Raw genomic sequence first — 18,175 nt, 5'->3', positions numbered from 1 at the left:
CACGGCGAAGGCGTACAGCGAAGCGCCCGCTCCAACTGCACCTTGGGGCGGGCGCTTCTTCGCGTATACGGTCGGTCAGTCGCCGATGAGCGCATCCACGAACGCCTCCGGCTCGAACGGCGCCAGGTCGTCGGCCCCCTCTCCCAGACCCACCAGCTTGACCGGTACGCCGAGCTCGCGCTGCACCGCGATCACGATGCCGCCCTTCGCCGTACCGTCGAGCTTGGTGAGCACGATGCCGGTGATGGAGACGACCTCGGCGAACACCCGGGCCTGCACCAGACCGTTCTGCCCGGTGGTGGCGTCGAGCACGAGCAGCACCTCGTCGAGCGGGGCCTGCTTCTCCACCACGCGCTTGACCTTGCCGAGCTCGTCCATGAGACCGGTCTTGGTGTGCAGACGACCGGCGGTGTCGATGAGCACGACGTCGGCGCCGATCTCCTTGCCCTCCTTGACCGCGTCGAACGCGACGGACGCCGGATCGCCGCCCTCCGGTCCGCGCACGGTGTGGGCGCCGACCCGGTCGCCCCAGGTCTGGAGCTGGTCGGCGGCGGCGGCCCGGAAGGTGTCGGCGGCACCGAGGACCACACTGCGGCCGTCGGCCACCAGGACACGGGCGAGCTTGCCGGTGGTGGTGGTCTTGCCGGTGCCGTTGACACCGACGACCATCACGATGCCGGGCTTGGAGGTCTCCGGCTCGGTCTTCACGGTGCGGTCGAACTCGGTGCCGACCAGCTTGAGCAGCTCTTCGCGCAGCAGGCCGCGCAGTTCGTCGGGGGTACGGGTGCCGAGCACCTTCACGCGCTCACGCAGGCCCTCGACCAGTTCCTGGGTGGGGGTCACGCCGACGTCGGCGGTGAGGAGGATGTCCTCGATCTCCTCCCAGGTGTCCTCGTCGAGATGCTCACGCGACAGGAGCGTGAGCAGCCCCTTGCCGAGCGCGTTCTGGGAGCGGGAGAGGCGGGCGCGGAGGCGGACGAGACGTCCGGCCGTCGGCTCCGGGACCTCGATCTCGGGGACTTCGAGCGAGGGTGGCTCCTCGACGACGACCGGTGCGGAGCCGTCCGGAAGATCCACCTCCTCTATCGTCCGGCGCGGTTCTTCGCGGGGCGTCTCGGCCTCGTCGCCGACATGCGGCTCGGCCGGAGGGGCGGTGATGTCGGGTGCGGCGGGGGGCGGCGGAGGCAGCGACTTCTTGCGCCGGCTGCCGACGACCAGCCCGCCGAGCGCACCGAGCACGACCACGGCGATGACTACAGCAAGGATGACGATTTCCATAACGGGTCCAGTATGGCGTGACCTCCCTCTCGCGCCTTCGTTACATGCGCGTGGGCTTGCGGTCCCACCGGGTCGGGCTGGCCCGCGGTCCGACTTCGTGTCGGCCGGAAGCTCCTCAGGAGCGGAGTCACAACCCGTCCAGTATCGGAACGGGTCGGGTGCGCACTGAAGCGTCACCCAGGGCGTGTCGTGGTCCATGCAGTGGGCTGCGACACGCCCTCACTCCTTCGCGGCACGCTCATCCCCATGGCGATCTGACGCCTCGTCAGCTAACGTCCCCGCACCGGAACCCCATCCGCCCGGCGAAGGGGACACCCATGCCCGTCACGGTCGTACGTTTCAACCTCGTCGAACCCGGCGCGACCTCCGCCTCCCTGAGCGCCCGCTACCGGGCCGCCCTGGAGATGGCCGCGTACGCCGACGCCCGGGGGATCACCACCGTGCAGACCGAGGAACACCACGGCGTCGCCAACAACTGGCTGCCCTCGCCGTTCGCCTTCGCGGGCGCGGTCTTCGGGGCCACGCGCCGGATCGCGGTCACGGTCTCGGCGGTCATCGGCCCGCTGCACGACCCGCTGCGCCTGGCCGAGGACATCGCCGTACTGGATCTGCTGAGCGGCGGCCGGCTGGTCACGGTCGCCGGGATCGGCTACCGGCCCGAGGAGTACGCGCTCTTCGACGTGGAGTGGAAGCGGCGCGGGAGGATCCAGGACGAGGTCCTGGAGACCCTGCTCAAGGCCTGGTCCGGCGAGGAGTTCGACTACCGGGGCCGCACGGTACGGGTCACCCCGCGCCCGTACACCGACCCGCACCCCCTGCTCCTGGTCGGCGGCTCCTCCGAGGCGGCCGCCCGCCGGGCCGCCCGGCTCGGCCTGCCGTTCTTCCCCAGCGCCCACCTTCCCGAGCTGGAGGCGTACTACAAGGAGCGGCTCGTCGAGTACGGCACCGAGGGCTGGACCATGATGCCCGCCGCCGAGACGCCCCTGCTGCACATCGCCGAGGATCCGGACGAGGTGTGGGACCGGCACGGGGAGCATTTCCTGCACGAGGCCCGCACATATGCCTCCTGGCAGTCCGGTGACATCCGCTCCGCGGTGCGGTCGGCGGCCACGACGGTCGACGAGCTGCGCGCGGAGGGCGTGTACCGGGTGCTGACTCCCGGGCAGTGCGTGGAGCTGGGCCTGGACAACCTGGTGCTGCATCCGCTGGCGGGCGGGATGCCGGTGGAGGAGGGGTGGCGGAGTCTGCGACTGTTCGCGGAACGGGTGGTGCCGGAACTGGGCGGCTGACCTGCCCCGGTCCCGCGGAAGGTGCCCCCACGCACCGTCGCCCCCGGTCCGGGCAGTGGCCGGACCGGGGGCGACGGCGGGTGACGAGGGGAGGGGCGGCGGGGTTGAAGGCCCTTCCCCCCGAGTTCGCGGGGGCGCTCAGCCCATCTCCTCCAGCGTCTTGCCCTTCGTCTCCTTGACGTACTTGAGGACGAACGGGATGGAGAGCGCGGCGAAGACCGTGTAGATCACGTAGGTGACGGAGAGGTTCCAGTCGGCCAGCGACGGGAAGCTCGCGGTGATGGCCCAGTTGGCGATCCACTGCGCGGAGGCGGCCACGCCCAGGGCGGCGGCGCGGATCCGGTTGGGGAACATCTCGCCGAGGAAGACCCAGACGACCACACCCCAGGACAGGGCGAAGAACAGGACGAACACATGGGCGGCGATCAGGGCGATCCAGCCCTGGGTGGCCGGCAGCTTGCCGTCGACGAGGTGGTGGGAGAAGGCCCAGGCCTCCAGCGCGAGGCCGACCACCATGCCGACGGAGCCGATGAGGGCCAGCGGCCTGCGGCCGATCCGGTCCACGAAGATCATGGCGATCACGGTGCCGACGATGTTGATGATCGACGTCGTGAAGGAGTAGAAGAACGAGTCCGTCGGGTCCACGCCGACCGACTGCCACAGCGTCGAGGAGTAGTAGAACGCGACGTTGATGCCGACGAACTGCTGGAAGACCGAGAGGCCGATACCGACCCAGACGATCGGCTTGAAGAAGAAGGAGCCGCCGAGGAGGTCCTTGAAGGTCGACTTGTGCTCGCTCTTCATGCCGTGCTCGATCTCGGCCACGCGGGCGTCCAGGTCGATCTTGTCGCCCTCGACCTCGGCGAGGATCTGCTTGGCGCGCTCGTGCTTGCCGACGGAGATCAGGAAGCGCGGGGACTCGGGGATGGCGAAGGAGAGCAGGCCGTAGAGGACGGCCGGGACCACCATGACGCCGAGCATGACCTGCCAGGCCTCCAGGCCCATCAGCTTGCCGCGCTGGTCACCGCCGGCGGCGTTCAGCAGACCCCAGTTGACCAGCTGCGACACGGCGATGCCGATGACGATGGCGGCCTGCTGGAAGGAGCCGAGGCGGCCGCGGTAGGCGGGCGGGGCGACCTCGGCGATGTAGGCCGGGCCGATCACGGACGCCATGCCGATGGCGAAGCCGCCGACGATCCGCCAGAACGCGAGGTCGTACAGGGCGAAGGGCAGGGCCGAGCCGACGGCGCTGACCGTGAAGAGGACGGCCGAGATCTGCATGCAGCGGATACGGCCGATGCGGTCGGCGATGCGGCCCGCGGTCGCGGCGCCGATGGCACAGCCGATCAGGGCGATGGCGATGACCTGCGCCAGGGCCGCCGACCCGATGTCGTAGCGGCCGCGGATGGCCTCGACGGCGCCGTTGATCACGGAGCTGTCGTAGCCGAAGAGGAAGCCGCCCATCGCGGCCGCCGCCGCGATGAAGATGACGTGCCCGAGATGATCGGGGTGAGCCGATGCGGCTCCTGACTTGGATGCCTGCGCTGTGCTGGTCACGTGTACTCCTCGGCCCCGGCAACGCTGCCGGACGGTTCAGCCCCTCCAGATACGTGCTACCTGAAGGTAAAAGCAACGTTGCCGAGACTATGCCTTCAAGTGTCGAAGTCAAGAGGCGGGGAGGTGTGAGTTTTGAGACGCAAGAAGTCAGCTTGTGTTCACTTCTTGAAGATGGGTAGCGAGGTCACCGCAGGCGCTGCGAAATGACCTTCGACACGCCGTCGCCCTGCATGGAGACGCCGTAGAGCGCGTCGGCGACCTCCATCGTCCGCTTCTGGTGCGTGATCACGATCAGCTGGGAGGCCTCCTGGAGCTCCTGCATGATCCGGATCAGCCGCTGGAGGTTGGTGTCGTCGAGCGCCGCCTCGACCTCGTCCATGACGTAGAACGGGCTGGGCCGCGCCTTGAAGATCGACACCAGCAGCGCCACCGCGGTCAGTGAACGCTCGCCGCCGGAGAGCAGGGACAGCCGCTTGACCTTCTTGCCCGGCGGCCGGGCCTCGACGTCCACGCCCGTGGTGAGCATGTTGTCGGGGTCGGTCAGGATCAGCCGCCCGTCGCCACCCGGGAACAGCCGGCTGAACACGCCCTCGAACTCGCGGGCGGTGTCCCGGTAGGCCTCGGTGAAGACCTGCTCGACGCGCTCGTCGACCTCCTTGACGACCTGGAGCAGGTCGGCCCGGGTCTTCTTCAGGTCCTCCAGCTGCTCGCTGAGGAACTTGTGGCGTTCCTCCAGCGCGGCGAACTCCTCAAGGGCCAGCGGGTTGACCTTGCCGAGCTGCTGGTAGGCACGTTCGGCGGCCTTGAGCCGCTTCTCCTGCTCGGCCCGGTGGAACGGCTTCGGCTGGTTGCGCGGGTGCTCGGGGTCCTCCGGCAGCTCCTCGCCCTCGGCGGCGAGCGAGGGCGGCACCGGCTGGTGCGGGCCGTACTCGGCCACGAGCCCCGCCGGTTCGACACCGAGTTCCTCCAGCGCCTTGGTCTCCAGCTGCTCGATCCGCAGCCGCTTCTCGGCGCCGAGTACCTCGCCTCGATGGACCGAATCCGTCAACTTGTCGAGTTCCGCCTTGAGATCGCGGCCCGTGTTCCGGGCCACGGTCAACTCCTGTTCCCTTCGGGCCTTGGCGGTCTCGGCTGCGGTCCGCTCCGCGTCCGCGCGCCCGAGCGAGACCTCCACGTGTGTGAGGAGTTGACGGGAGCCGGACGCCACGGCCTCCGCGACCGCGGCCTCGTGTCTGAGGCGGGCCCGCCGCTGCTCGGCACGCGCGCGTGCGTCGCGCTCCGCCCGGGCTGCACGGTCGAGGGAGTCGGCACGGCCGGCGAGTCCCTTGACCCGCTCTTCATGCGTACGGACCTGGAGGCGGGCCTCCATCTCGGTCTGACGCGCGTTGGCCCCGTCCGCGGCGAGCCGGTCCCGCACCGAGGTGTCGGGCTCCTCCTCGGCCGGCATCTCCTCGGCGACGGCCAGCCGTTCGGCGAGTTCCTCGACCTCTTCGAGCGCCTTCTCCAGCGCGTCCTGCGCTCGCGCGGCCGCCGCGGTGGAGCGCTCCGCCTCACCGGCGGCCCCCCGCGCCTGCCCGGACAACCGCCCCAGCTGCTGCGATACGGCCGACTTCTCCCGGTCGGCGGCCCGGCGCCGCTCCCCCAGCTCCTCGACCAGCGCGGCGCACTCCTTGCGGCGCTCGACGGCGGCCTGCTGCGCCTCGGCGAGTTCGTCGCACCGGACGGCCAGCTCTTCGAGCTCGGCCGCGGCCTCGTCGACGGAGGCCTGCACCTCCAGCAGGCTGGGGGCGCCGGCCGAGCCGCCGTGCGCGAAGTGGGCGCCGAGCAGGTCGCCTTCGGCGGTGACGGCGGTGAGGTCGGGGCGGGCGTAGACGAGGTCCTCGGCGTCTTCGAGGGTGCCGACGACGACGATGCCGTTCAGGAGGCGGCGGACGGCCGGCATGAGGTCGGAGGGGCCGCGAACCAGGTCTGCCGCGAAGTGCTCCGCAGGGCGTGCCGAGTCGGGTCGTGAGGAGTCTGCGGGGTGGTCGTGGCTGGTCGCGCCGTTCCCCGCGCCCCTTTGGGGCGTGTCTTCCGGGCCTCCCGCCAAGAGGAGCGACGCGCGTCCCGCGTCCTGCTTCCGGAGCAGGCGCAGCGCGTCTGCCGCCGCCGAAGGCGACGTCACCGCCAGGGCGTCCGCCGCCGCGCCGAAGGCCGCCGCCAGGGCGACCTCGTGGCCCGGTGTCACGGTGAGCAGCTCGGCCGCCGGGCCCAGCAGTCCCGTGAGGCGGTCCTTGGCGTCGAGCAGCGCGCCCGTGCCGTCCTTGCGGCGCAGGCCGAGGGCCAGGGTCTCGTGGCGGGCCTGGGTGGCGGCCCGCCTGCGTTCCGTCGCCGTGGCCGCCTCACGGGCGGCGCTCAGAGCGGCCTCCGCCTCGGCCAGCGCCGCCTTCGCCGCGTCGTGCTGTGCGCCCAGCTCCGCGTCTCCGGCGTCCAGGCCGTCGACCTCGGCCTTGAGGGCCTCGTACTCCTCCTGCGCGGCGACGGCACGTTCCTGCGCCTCGTCGCGGGCGGCGGCCAGCCGGTCGATCTCTGCCTGGGCGGAGGCTGCGCGTGAACGGGCCGCGTTGACCTGGCCGTTCAGCCGGGCCAGGCCCTCACGGCGGTCGGCGATGGCGCGGGCGACGTCCTTCAGACGCCGCTCCTCCTGTGCGAGGTCGCCCTCCAGCTCGGCGCGGTGGGCGACCGTGTCCTCCAGGGCCCGTTCGGCCGCTTCCAGGGCCGCTTCGAGCTCGGCCTCCTGCTCACGGATCCGGGCGGCCTCGCGCTCCATGTCCTCGGGGTCACGGCCGCGCCGCTCCTCCGGGGGCGCCGAGGTGGCGCTCTTCACACGCGCGTCGGCCAGCGAGATCGTGCCGCGCACCCGCTCGGCCAGCTGGGACAGCTCGTACCAGGTCTGCTGGGCACGCTGGAGGCGCGGACTGAGCTGCCGGACCTCGTCCTCCAGGAGCGCCTCCCGCTGGAGCGCCTTCTTCAACTCCAACTCGGCGGCCTCCTTGCGCTCCTTCAGCGCGGCCTCGTCGGCGACCTCGGCCTTCAGGGCCTGGCGCAGTCGTACAAGATCGTCGGCGAGCAGACGCAGGCGGGCGTCGCGCAGATCGGCCTGGATGACGGCGGCCCGTCGCGCGACCGCGGCCTGGCGGCCCAGGGGCTTGAGCTGTCGGCGCAGTTCGTCGGTCAGGTCCTGCACGCGCGCGAGGTTGGCCTGCATCGCGTCGAGCTTCCTGAGCGCCTTCTCCTTGCGCTTGCGGTGCTTGAGGACGCCGGCCGCCTCCTCGATGAACGCGCGGCGGCCCATGGGGTCGGCGTGCAGGACGGAGTCGAGCTGGCCCTGGCCGACGATGACGTGCATCTCGCGGCCGATGCCGGAGTCGGACAGCAGTTCCTGGATGTCCAGAAGCCGGCAGGTGTCGCCGTTGATCTGGTACTCACTGCCGCCGTTGCGGAACATGATCCGCGTGATGGTGACCTCGGCGTACTCGATGGGCAGCGCCCCGTCGGAGTTGTCGATGGTCAGGGACACCTCGGCGCGGCCCAGCGGGGGGCGGCCGGTGGTGCCGGCGAAGATGACGTCCTCCATCTTTCCGCCGCGCAGCGACTTGGCGCCCTGCTCGCCCATGACCCAGCTGAGCGCGTCGACGACGTTGGACTTGCCCGATCCGTTCGGTCCGACGACACACGTGATCCCCGGCTCGAACTGGAGTGTGGTCGCCGAGGCGAACGACTTGAACCCGCGGAGGGTCAGGGCCTTGAGGTGCACGCCGCTGGACTCTACCCAAAGGGGGTGTCTCACTCCACGAACACACGTCACCCTGCGGTTTCACACGTGAACATGCAGGGCACACCAAACGTTAAAGAGAGTGAAAGGGTGCGGGGGCAAGAAAGAAGGGACGCCGAAGCGTCCCTTGCAAACTCTGACAACTTAGCGGTTGATACAGGCCGCCCAACCACTGCGTGTGCTGTCGTGGAGCGATGCAGTGATCAGGTGAGCGCAGGCTCCGCCTGGTGTGCGTCGATGCTCTCCATGATCCTGTCGTGAGAAGCGGCAGCCGCGAGCGAGTCGTTCTCCGCCTGGATCCGTACGAGCTCGGATTCCAGGTCCTGGACACGCTGCTGAAGCCGTCGCATCTCGGCGAGGAGTCGAGGGTCGGAGCCGCCGACGTAACCGAGAAGCGCCTTTGCCATGATGGATGGTCCTCCACACTGAGTGACCGACCGAAGCGGTGTGGGTCGTGAGGGATTCGCACCCGCGGTGCTTGACACTCTTTAGTTCGTGCTGCTGTTCTTCCATGCCAAACAGCTAAGGTGCGCGGGGTGCTTTCAGCGTCTCACCAAAAAGTTTGACGGTCAACACGATCACGCCCCGTATTGGCGGCAACCCGGGTCTGCGCGGCCTGAACCGGCGGCGACGCGACTCCTTCGGGGCCCTCGGGGCGTGGCGATCATCCTTACGTGCGGAGCCTGCCACGGCAAGCGGTTCTTGGCAACCACCAGCACCTTTCTGCTGCGGGCATATGCCGGAGTCAGGTCCCTCCGCTTCCGCCTGGGCTGTTTTACAGAACCGGCTCAACGGATGGCGAAGCCGTCGTACCCCCCGCGGGGTGTGTCCCAGATCTCGGTGACGCCGTCCACGCGCCCGGGCGTGTCGTCACCCTGGAGCCAGTCGAGGAGTCCTTGGCAGCCCATGGGGGGCCCTTCGGCGACCACTTGGACCCGTCCGTCGGCCAAATTGAGAGCAAAACCACTCAGGCCGCCGATCTCCAGCGCCTTGGCCCGCGTGAACCAGCGGAAACCCACACCCTGGACATGTCCTCGCACCCAGGCGACCAGTCGCACATCCTCGCTCATGAGTGCAACCTAACGGGCCAATGTCTCTCTGGGCACTTCCCCCTCTCTCGCCATGCGGTACCGTCCTCCACCAATGAATCTCATACGAAACTCACTCCATCGTGTGAGTTTTGTGAGCTTGGTTGGCCGGGGGGACGCGTCGACCGCCAGGACGAGAAAGGCAAGGACATGGGACGCCACCGACGCTCCGCCGCCGGCCGCGCCGCCACGGGCCGCGCCACGGGGGTCACACAGACGCAGGGCTCGTACGCGGCCGGCCGCACCAAGGCCGGCACCGCGCCCTACCTGAACAACGCGACGTACGACGACGCCGGCGCGCACGCCGACACGTCGTACGACGACACGACCGTGTTCGCCGAGGCCGCCACGTACGAGGAGGCCAACGCGAGGAGCGACGCCTACCTCTTCGCGTCGGAGGAGGAGTACGCGATCTTCCGGGGCGAGAGCTACACGCCCGACGGCGGGCCCCGGCGTTCCGGGTCGCACCGTCGGCGCAAGCGGCCGGCCCAGGTGAAGACCGGGCTGCTCGGTGTCTCCGCCGCGGTCGCCCTCGGCACGGTCGCCGTCGCCACCGGTGCGGTGCCCGGCCTGGAGAACTACAAGATCGGCGGCGGCAACAGCAACAGCGCCGGCCAGGTGCAGGCGACGGGCGTGCCGACCAACAGCCCGATCGAGCAGGGCGGCACCTCCGGCAGCGCCGAGGACCGCGAGACCGGCGGAGGATCCACCAGCCGGGACGCCGAGCGTTCCGCCTCGCCCACGCCGTCCCCCTCGACGCCGACGGCGACGCCGACCGAGGAGCCGTCGAAGAAGCCGAAGGAGAACCAGGGCAAGAAGCCTCAGACGCCGCCTTCCAAGGCGGCCACGAAGGCGCCCGAGAAGACCACCGAGCCGGTCACGGTCTCCGCGGAGGCCCAGGCCGCGGCCGAGGTCCTCAAGCTGGTCAACCAGGAGCGGGCCAAGGTGGGCTGCAACGCGGTGTCCGCCAACAGCGCGCTGTCCGAGCTGGCCGAGGCCTTCAGCGACGACATGGCCGCGCGGGCCTTCTTCGACCACACCGACCCCGACGGGGCGAGCCCCTGGGACCGGGCCGCGAAGGCCGGGATCACCGACCTCGGCGGCGAGAACATCGCCCGCGGACAGGCCGACGCGGCCGCGGTGATGGACGCCTGGATGAACAGCCCCGGTCACAAGGCCAACATCCTGAACTGCGACTTCAAGACGCTGGGCGTGGGCGTGCACTTCGGGGCGGGCGGCCCGTGGTGGACGCAGGACTTCGGCTACTAGAACGCCGTTCGTGAGGGGGCGGTCCGCACCGGCGGCCCGCCCCTCACCGCTGTCGGCCCACACCGGCCCACCCGGCCCACCCGGCCCGCCCAGCTCGCCCACCACGCCGCTAACCACTGGTTAGCGCCCCCTACTGGTAAGCGCTCTCCTCGCGTACTCTGGAGCCATGAGCACCACTCACGAGGACACCGAGGAGCAGAACCTCGCGTACAACGTGTTCGCCAGGGCCTGTGTCTCGCGCGGCACCCTGGAGCACGTCACCGGGCGCTGGGGCGGCCTCACCCTGGGCGCCCTGCACGAGGGGTCGATGCGTTTCAACGAGCTGCGCCGCCGCGTGGACGGCGTGAGCGAGAAGATGCTCTCCCAGACGCTGCACGCCCTGGAGCGCGACGGCCTGGTCCACCGTGAGGCCCAGCCCACCAACCCGCCCCGCGTGGACTACGAACTGACCCCGCTCGGCCGCGAGGTCGCCGAGCGGCTGATGACCCTCATCCAGTTCGTGGAGGGTCGGATGGACGACGTCCTCGCGGCCCGCGAGCGCTACGACGCCAGGCGCGGCGCCCGCTGACACCGCGGGCAGAAGTAGCTGGACCGGTTCATCCACGCCCGCCTGCGCATCGGCGTGGAGCACCGCTTGCAGGGCAGGCCCTCACGCCCGTACGCGTCCAGCGACCGGTCGAAGTACCCCGACTCGCCATTGACGTTGACGTACAGGCTGTCGAAGCTCGTGCCGCCCACCGCCAGCGCCTCGTTCACCACGTCCCGGACGTGGCCGAGGAGTTCGGCGGTGCGGGGGCGGGTGAAGTTCGCCGTGGGACGCTCGTAGTGGATGCGTGAGCGCCACAGTGCCTCGTCCGCGTAGATGTTGCCGACGCCGCTGATCAACGACTGGTCGAGCAGGGCCCGTTTGATGGTGCTGCGCTTGCGCCGCAGGGCCTGGTGGAAGGCCTCGTCGTCGAAGAGCGGGTCGAGGGGATCCCGCGCGATGTGCGCGATGACGTCGGGCAGGCCGTCCGGGGCGGTGTCGTGCAACGACAGGCCGCCGAACGTGCGTTGGTCGACGAAGCGCAGTTCGGTGTCCACCTCGTCCGCGAAGCGCACGCGGATCCTGAGGTGCTTCTCGTCCGGGGCCTCGTGCGGCTGGACCAACAGCTGCCCGCTCATGCCGAGGTGCGCCAGGATCGCCTGGTGGGTGTCCTCCAGCGGCAGCCACAGATACTTGCCGCGGCGACTGGGCGTGCCGATGCGGTGGCCCTTGAGGCGATGCGCGAAGTCGTCGGCGCCGGCGAGATGGCGGCGCACCGCGCGCGGGTGCAGCACCTCGGCCTCGGCGACCGCCCGATGGGCGACCCACCGCTGAAGGCCACGCCGTACGACCTCGACCTCGGGCAACTCGGGCATGAGGCTCCCCCGTCCCTAACCGGTGTATGAACCGAGCGCCCGCCCTCAAGCAAAGGGCGGGCGCTCGGTGTGCGCTTGTTCGGTCAGGCGGAGACGGACGACGGACCTTCGCCGTCCTGGGCGGCCCGCTCGGCCGCCTCCTTGGCTCGCTCGTCCGCCGCGGCCCGGATGGACCGCCATGCGGACTCGGCGGCCTGCTGCTCCGCCTCCTTCTTGCTGCGGCCGGTGCCGGTGCCGTACGAGACGCCTCCGACGCGGGCGGCAGCAGTGAAGGTCTTCTCGTGATCGGGGCCGGTCTCCGTGACCAGGTACTCGGGAACACCGAGCCCCTCGGTCGCGGTGAGCTCCTGGAGACTGGTCTTCCAGTCCAGGCCGGCTCCGAGGTTCGAGGACTTCTCGATCAGCGGGTCGAACAGGCGGTGCACCAGCTCCGCCGCCGAGTCCAGCCCCTGGTCGAGATAGACCGCGCCGATCACCGCTTCAAGGGTGTCGGCGAGGATGGATGCCTTGTCCCGGCCGCCCGTACCCTCTTCACCGCGGCCGAGCCGGATGAAGGAGCCGAGGTCGAGCCCACGGCCCACCTCCGCCAGCGCACGAGAATTGACCACCGCGGCCCGCAGCTTGGCCAGTTGGCCTTCGGGCAGGTCGGGGTGGGTGCGGTACAGCGTGTCCGTGACCACCAGGCCGAGAACGGAGTCCCCGAGGAACTCCAGGCGCTCGTTGGTGGGCAGGCCGCCGTTCTCGTACGCGTAGGAACGGTGGGTCAGCGCACGCACCAGAAGGGCGGACTCGAGTTTGTACCCGAGCCGCCCTTCCAACAGCGTGTGGGACGAGGCCGTGTTGTCCGCCGGGCCTACCGCGCCTGCGCGGATGCCGTTCTTCTTTGGCGTGGACACAGTGCCTCTCACCAGCCGCTCAGACCTCGAGGACCTGGCGCTTGTTGTAGGTGCCGCAAGCCGGGCACGCGATGTGCTGCAGCTTCGGCTCGTGGCAGCGCTCGCACGCAACCAGGGTGGGGACCGCAGCCTTCCACTGCGACCGGCGGTGGCGCGTGTTGCTGCGCGACATCTTCCGCTTCGGAACAGCCACGGCTACTTCTCCTGCTTCTCGTCGACGCCGGCTTCGGCGCCGCTGATCTCGTCCTTCTCGCCATCTTCGAGTGAACCGGCGAGTCCCTGCAGTGCCGCCCAACGGATGTCGACGGCGTCGTGGTGGTGGTCCGGGGCGTCCGCGAGCCGTGCTCCGCACTCGGAGCACAGGCCGGGGCAGTCGTCCTGGCACACCGGCTGCATCGGCAGTGCGAGCACCACCGCATCACGCAGCACGGGTTCGAGGTCGAACAGGCCGTCCTCGATGAAGAGCCTGTCCTCGTCTTCCTCGGCGTCGTCGGCCGGTTCCGCCTTCGGGCGGCCACGGTCGTCGGCGTCGGGGTACGAGAACATCTCCTGGAAGTCCGCTGCGAGCGCCAGCTCCAGCGGCTCCAGACACCTTACGCACTCCCCCTCGGCCTGTGCACGGGCGGTGCCGGTGACGAGCACACCTTCCATGACCGACTCGAGCCGGAGGTCGAGCTTCACCGGAGCGCCTTCCGGCACCCCGACGACTCCCTGGATCCCGAGATCCTTGGGGGCGTCGATCTCGCGGGTCAGGCGCTGTAGCGCACCAGGCCGCCGACCCAGCTCGTGCGTGTCGAACACGAGAGGGTTGCGGTGGTCGAGGCGGGCGTTCAGGGCCATTCCTGCTTTCGATCTGCTGAGCTCTGGGGCGCTGCCCTTCGGTGTTCCCGGGCAGCGTTGATCGCGGACGTACGCGCGACCGAAGAGCCAGGATACTGGACCTTTCGCTCACGGCCCAATCCGGTGTGCGCTCCCGGCCGGCGGCACCGGTTCAGCTCGCTCCGCGTCCCTGCTCATAGGCCCTGAGCTGCTCCGGAGTGATCATGCCGGTGTCGAAGAGACTGGTCTCGTCGAGGGCGTACGTCTGGTGTCCCTGCTGGGTGTTCGGCTGCGCGGCCTGGCTTTGGCCCTGGACCTGGCTCTGGTCGTAGCCGGCCTGCTGCTGCCCGCCGTCGTAGCCCTGGTAGGCGTACGGATCGGCCTGCTGGTAGCCGTAGGCGTCCTGCTGGGCGTAGGCCGGCTGCTGGTAGCCGCCGTAGGGGTCGGCCTGCTGCTGGTACTCGTACGGCGACTGGGGGGCCTGCGGAGTCTGCGGGTCGTACTGCTGGGGCACCGGGGCGGGTTGCCCGGCGGGGGCCGGGGTGCCCTGTGCCGCGTGGCCGGCCAGGTCGGCCAGGTAGTCGGCGTCGCTGGAGTGCTGGAGGGTGGACGTGTCGTCGGCGAGGGCGCCGAGGTCGTCCGTGGCGATACGGCCGTGCAGCTTCTGGCGGCCGCGGCCGACGGCCTCCAAGGTCTTGGCGAGGACCGCCTCGAAGGCGCCGAGCTTGATGTCGACGTACTCGTCGGCGGTACGGCGCAGGGTCTCGGGGTCGTGGCTGCGCTCGGGGGCGTCCTCGTCCTCGTAGCCCTGCTCGTCGATGCCGGGTCCGGTACCGAGGAGCTTCTCGCGGCCGCGGCCGACGGAGCCGAGGGTCTTGGTGAGGACGACCTCGAAGTTGGCGAGCTTGGAGTCGACGTAGTCGTCGGCCTCCGCTCGGATCTCCTCGGCCTCCTGGCGGGCCTCGGTGAGGATGCGGTCGGCCTCGGCCTGCGAGCGGCGGGCGACCTCGGTGTCGGAGATCAGGGAGCCGCGCTCGGCGTGCGCCTGCCCGATGATCCGCTCGGCCTCCTGGCGGGCCTGCTCGACCATCTGCTCGCGGTCGCCGATCAGCTCCTGGGCCTGCGCGAGGGAGCCGGGCAGGGCCTGGCGCACCTCTTCGAGCATCGCGAGCAGGTCGGCGCGGTTGACCACGCACGAGGCCGACATGGGCATCGACCGGGCACCGGAGACCGAGGCGACGATCTCGTCGAGCTTCTTCTGCACGTCCACCTGTGCTCGCCACTCTCTACAGCTGTGTTGGAGACGGACGGGACGACTGTAGCCCCATCAGTCCCCGCGCAGACGCGTGTTCAGGGCTTCGAGGACCAGCGGGGGAACCAGGTGGGAGACGTCTCCGCCCCAGGTCGCGACCTCCTTGACCAAGGAGGAGGAGAGGAAGCTGTAGGTGGGGTTGGTGGGGACGAAGAGGGTCTCCACGCCCGACAGGCCGTTGTTCATCTGGGCCATCTGGAGCTCGTAGTCGAAGTCGCTGACCGCGCGCAGCCCCTTGACGATGGCCGGGATGTCGCGCTCCTTGCAGAAGTCGACGAGGAGGCCGTGGAAGGCCTCGACCCTGACGTTTCCGTACTCGGCGGTGACCTGGCGGATCAGGTCGATCCGCTCGTCGATCTCGAACAGGCCCTTCTTGGACTTGTTGATCATCACCGCGACGTAGACCTCGTCGTACAGACGTGAGGCGCGGGAAATGATGTCGAGGTGTCCGTTGGTGATCGGGTCGAACGACCCGGGACAGACGGCGCGGCGCACTTGAGATCCCTCGCTCTCCGGTCCGGTCATCGTGCGTCTTCGCACGTAGAGGCGGCGCGACCGTACCAAAACGTTCCCTCGCCGTAGCGACGGGCCCGGAGCGGTTCGAAGCCGTCGGGCCATCTGAATTCGCCGCCTCTGGTGCTGCGCTCAACGGTGACGAGTGCGTCCGGCGTGAGCCAGCGTTCGGTGCGGAGTGTGAGGAGGATCTCCCGAAGATCGTGATCTGTGACTCGGTACGGGGGGTCGAGGAAGACGAGGTCGTACGGCTCGGTCGGCGGCCCCGTCCGGATGATCTGTTCGGCCTTGCCTGCGCGGACCTCCGCGCCGGGGAGGCCGAGGTTCTTGACGTTCTCGCGGATGATGCGGGCCGCTCTGGCGTCGGCCTCCACGAGGAGGGTGTGGCCGGCCCCTCTGGACAGGGCTTCCAGGCCCACGGCGCCTGAGCCTGCGTAGAGGTCGAGGACGCGTTCGCCTTGGAGCGGGCCGCCCAGCAGGGACTGCCAGGTGGAGAAGAGACCTTCGCGTGCGCGGTCGGAGGTGGGGCGGGTACCGGTGCCGGGTGGTACGGCGAGTCGACGTCCGCCGGCTGCGCCGGCGATCACGCGGGTCATCTTCGGTCCTTGTTGGTGGGCGGCTTTAAGGTTCAGTGTGGCTGGTCGCGCAGTTCCCCGCGCCCCTGGGTAGGGCCAGTTCAGCCCTTTTCCAGGTACTGCTCCCTTTCCTCGTCCAAGAGGGCGTCCAAAGCTGTACGCAGGCCCGGCAGTCCCGTCAGTTCGGGATCCGTCTCCACCACCGCCGTCGCCTCCTCCCTCGCCTCCGCGATGATCTCCTCGTCCTCGATGACCGCGAGGACGCGCAGGCTGGTGCGGGCGCCGGACTGGGCCTGGCCGAGGACGTCGCCCTCACGGCGTTGTTCGAGGTCGATGCGGGAGAGTTCGAAGCCGTCGAGGGTGGCCGCGACCGCGTTCAGGCGCTGGCGGGCCGGGCCGGCCTCCGGCATCTCGGTGACCAGGAGGCAGAGGCCGGGGGCCGAGCCACGGCCGACGCGGCCGCGCAGCTGGTGGAGCTGGGAGACGCCGAAGCGGTCGGCGTCCATGATCACCATGGCGGTGGCGTTCGGGACGTTGACGCCGACCTCGATGACCGTCGTGGCGACCAGGACGTGGGTCTCGCCGGCGGCGAAGCGGCGCATGACCGCGTCCTTGTCGTCGGGGTGCATCCGGCCGTGCAGGACCTCGACGCGCAGGCCGTTCAACGGCCCCTTGTCCAACTGGTCGGCCACCTCCAGGACGGCCAGCGGCGGGCGCTTGTCGGCCTCGTCCTCGGGGGACTTCTTCTTGGCGGACTTCTTGGGGTCGTCGTCCTCGTCGCCGATGCGCGGGCACACGACGTACGCCTGATGGCCGTTCTCCACCTCCTCGCGCACCCGTTCCCAGGCGCGGGCCAGGAAGTGGGGCTTGTCGGCGGCCGGGACGACATGGCTGGCGATGGGCGAGCGGCCGGCCGGGAGCTGGTCGAGGACGGAGGTCTCCAGGTCGCCGAAGACCGTCATGGCGACCGTGCGCGGGATGGGGGTGGCCGTCATGACCAGGAGGTGGGGCGGCTGTTTGCCCTTGCCGCGCAGGGCGTCGCGCTGTTCGACGCCGAAGCGGTGCTGTTCGTCGACCACCACCAGACCGAGGTCGTGGAACTGGACCTTGTCCTCGATCAGCGCGTGCGTGCCGATCACGATGCCGGCCTCTCCGGTGGCGAGGTCCAGCATCGCCTGCCGACGGGCGGCCGTCCCCATCGATCCGGTGAGCAGCACCACCTTGGTGGCGTGCTCGGCCCCGCCCAGCATCCCGCCCTGGGCCAGCTCCCCCATCATCTCCACGACGGAGCGGTGGTGCTGCTGGGCCAGTACCTCGGTGGGCGCGAGCATGGCGGCCTGACCGCCGGCGTCGACGACGGCGAGCATGGCGCGCAGCGCCACCATCGTCTTACCGCTTCCGACCTCCCCCTGGAGCAGCCGGTGCATCGGGTGGTCGGTGGCGAGGTCGTCGAAGATCTCCTTCGACACCTTCTGCTGGCCGTCGGTGAGCGTGAAGGGGAGGCGGTCGTCGAAGGCGGTCAGGAGGCCGTCCGGGGCCGGTTTCCGGGGGACCGCCGGGAGTTGGGCGTCCGCGTGCCGGCGGCGGGCGAGGGCGACCTGGAGGACGAAGGCCTCGTCCCATTTCAGGCGGGAGCGGGCGTCGTCGATGTCGGCCTTGGTGTGCGGGCGGTGGATCTTGAGGAGGGCCTCGGGGAGGGGGACCAGGCCGCGGCCCTCGCGGAGGGAGTCCGGGAGGGGGTCGAGGGCGTCCTGGGCGCTGGGCAGCACCGTCTGGATCGCCTTGCCGATCTTCCAGGACTCCAGCTTGGCGGTGGCGGGGTAGATCGGGATGAGGGCGCCGGCCCAGGTCTCGACCGTCTCCGTCGCGTCGTCGTCGGCTCCGCGCAGCAACTCGTACGCCGGGTGGGCGAGTTGGAGGCGGCGGTTGAAGAGGGAGACCTTGCCCGCGAACATCGCGCGGGTGCCGGGCAGGAGTTCCTTGTGGGGCTTGTGAACGCCGTTGCCGAAGAAGACCAGTTGGAGGCGGCCGCTGCCGTCGGTGATGGTGACCTCCAGCCGCTGGCCCTTGCCCCGGGGTGCCCTGGTGGAGGCGAAGGTGTGCAGGCGGGCGTCGGCGACCTGGGCGACCACCGTGACGTGCTCGTCCATGGGGAGGTCGGCGAGGTGGGTGAGCTGGCCGCGCTCCTCGTATCTGCGCGGGTAGTGGTGCAGGAGGTCGCCGACGGTGTGCAGGCCGAGGTGCTCGGCCATCACCTTGGCGGTGGCGGGTCCGAGCACCGCCTTCAGCGGTTGTTCCAGTGGTCCTTGCGATGCGAGCACGAGATCCATTGCACACCACCGCACTGACATTGCCGTATACGTC

16 protein-coding genes are annotated in these 18,175 nt (G+C 70.0%); 3 read left to right on the top strand and 13 right to left on the bottom strand.

The genetic code is table 11. The features are described 5' to 3' along the window. Nucleotides 1-75 precede the first annotated feature (75 nt). Entirely contained in the window at nucleotides 76-1,278 is a 1,203-nt protein-coding gene (gene ftsY, locus SLINC_RS32060) for a signal recognition particle-docking protein FtsY (RefSeq protein ID WP_067440406.1), read from the bottom strand. Nucleotides 1,279-1,595: 317 nt separating this feature from the next. Between ftsY and SLINC_RS32055 the strand changes: the two genes are divergently transcribed. After that, a complete protein-coding gene (locus SLINC_RS32055; RefSeq protein WP_067440403.1) occupies nucleotides 1,596-2,567 on the top strand; it encodes an LLM class flavin-dependent oxidoreductase in 972 nt (323 codons plus the stop codon). A gap of 138 nt (nucleotides 2,568-2,705) precedes the next feature. Here the strand turns inward: SLINC_RS32055 and SLINC_RS32050 are convergent, their stop codons facing one another. The 4 genes from SLINC_RS32050 to SLINC_RS32035 form a co-directional block, all read right to left on the bottom strand. Then, the gene (locus SLINC_RS32050; RefSeq protein WP_067440400.1) at nucleotides 2,706-4,124 is read right to left on the bottom strand and encodes a sugar porter family MFS transporter; all 1,419 of its coding nucleotides are present in this window, start codon (nucleotides 4,122-4,124) and stop codon (nucleotides 2,706-2,708) included. Nucleotides 4,125-4,308: 184 nt separating this feature from the next. After that, nucleotides 4,309-7,920 carry a chromosome segregation protein SMC gene (gene smc, locus SLINC_RS32045; RefSeq protein WP_067440397.1) on the bottom strand — a complete coding sequence of 1,204 codons (3,612 nt, stop codon included), beginning with the start codon at nucleotides 7,918-7,920 and terminating at the stop codon, nucleotides 4,309-4,311. 221 nt (nucleotides 7,921-8,141) lie between these two features. Continuing rightward, entirely contained in the window at nucleotides 8,142-8,345 is a 204-nt protein-coding gene (locus SLINC_RS32040; RefSeq protein WP_030667279.1) for a hypothetical protein, read from the bottom strand. 381 nt (nucleotides 8,346-8,726) lie between these two features. Beyond that, entirely contained in the window at nucleotides 8,727-9,008 is a 282-nt protein-coding gene (locus tag SLINC_RS32035) for an acylphosphatase (RefSeq protein WP_067440394.1), read from the bottom strand. Between the two features lie 168 nt (nucleotides 9,009-9,176). On the opposite strand from SLINC_RS32035, the gene SLINC_RS32030 reads away from it, so the two are divergent. Next, nucleotides 9,177-10,295, top strand: a complete 1,119-nt coding sequence (locus SLINC_RS32030) for a CAP domain-containing protein (protein WP_067440392.1) — start codon at nucleotides 9,177-9,179, stop codon at nucleotides 10,293-10,295. Between the two features lie 166 nt (nucleotides 10,296-10,461). Continuing rightward, a complete protein-coding gene (locus tag SLINC_RS32025) occupies nucleotides 10,462-10,863 on the top strand; it encodes a winged helix-turn-helix transcriptional regulator (protein WP_067440389.1) in 402 nt (133 codons plus the stop codon). Here SLINC_RS32025 and mutM read toward each other — a convergent pair. The 8 genes from mutM to recG all read right to left on the bottom strand — a co-directional run bounded on the left by mutM (nucleotide 10,836) and on the right by recG (nucleotide 18,141). Then, nucleotides 10,836-11,696 (bottom strand): bifunctional DNA-formamidopyrimidine glycosylase/DNA-(apurinic or apyrimidinic site) lyase, encoded by an 861-nt coding sequence (mutM, locus tag SLINC_RS32020; protein ID WP_067440386.1) that lies wholly within the window; start codon nucleotides 11,694-11,696, stop codon nucleotides 10,836-10,838. The two genes, SLINC_RS32025 and mutM, sit on opposite strands and share 28 nt — an antisense overlap. An 83-nt stretch (nucleotides 11,697-11,779) precedes the next feature. Further along, entirely contained in the window at nucleotides 11,780-12,592 is an 813-nt protein-coding gene (rnc, locus tag SLINC_RS32015; RefSeq protein ID WP_067440383.1) for a ribonuclease III, read from the bottom strand. Nucleotides 12,593-12,611: 19 nt separating this feature from the next. Then, nucleotides 12,612-12,785 carry a 50S ribosomal protein L32 gene (rpmF, locus tag SLINC_RS32010; RefSeq protein ID WP_006139588.1) on the bottom strand — a complete coding sequence of 58 codons (174 nt, stop codon included), beginning with the start codon at nucleotides 12,783-12,785 and terminating at the stop codon, nucleotides 12,612-12,614. Nucleotides 12,786-12,787: 2 nt separating this feature from the next. Then, a complete protein-coding gene (locus SLINC_RS32005; RefSeq protein WP_067440380.1) occupies nucleotides 12,788-13,432 on the bottom strand; it encodes a YceD family protein in 645 nt (214 codons plus the stop codon). 151 nt (nucleotides 13,433-13,583) lie between these two features. Beyond that, nucleotides 13,584-14,681 carry an ATP synthase F0 subunit B gene (locus SLINC_RS32000; RefSeq protein WP_067440377.1) on the bottom strand — a complete coding sequence of 366 codons (1,098 nt, stop codon included), beginning with the start codon at nucleotides 14,679-14,681 and terminating at the stop codon, nucleotides 13,584-13,586. 57 nt (nucleotides 14,682-14,738) lie between these two features. Beyond that, nucleotides 14,739-15,218, bottom strand: a complete 480-nt coding sequence (gene coaD, locus SLINC_RS31995; RefSeq protein WP_067440374.1) for a pantetheine-phosphate adenylyltransferase — start codon at nucleotides 15,216-15,218, stop codon at nucleotides 14,739-14,741. A gap of 26 nt (nucleotides 15,219-15,244) precedes the next feature. Continuing rightward, a complete protein-coding gene (gene rsmD, locus SLINC_RS31990; protein WP_067440371.1) occupies nucleotides 15,245-15,832 on the bottom strand; it encodes a 16S rRNA (guanine(966)-N(2))-methyltransferase RsmD in 588 nt (195 codons plus the stop codon). An 80-nt stretch (nucleotides 15,833-15,912) separates the two neighbouring features. Then, the gene (gene recG, locus SLINC_RS31985) at nucleotides 15,913-18,141 is read right to left on the bottom strand and encodes an ATP-dependent DNA helicase RecG (protein ID WP_067440368.1); all 2,229 of its coding nucleotides are present in this window, start codon (nucleotides 18,139-18,141) and stop codon (nucleotides 15,913-15,915) included. Nucleotides 18,142-18,175 lie beyond the last annotated feature (34 nt).

The sequence above is a fragment of the Streptomyces lincolnensis genome, from assembly GCF_001685355.1.
Lineage (GTDB): Bacteria > Actinomycetota > Actinomycetes > Streptomycetales > Streptomycetaceae > Streptomyces > Streptomyces lincolnensis.
The sequence above is the reverse complement of the archived record's forward strand: the minus strand, read 5'-3'. Positions and strand labels throughout refer to the sequence as shown.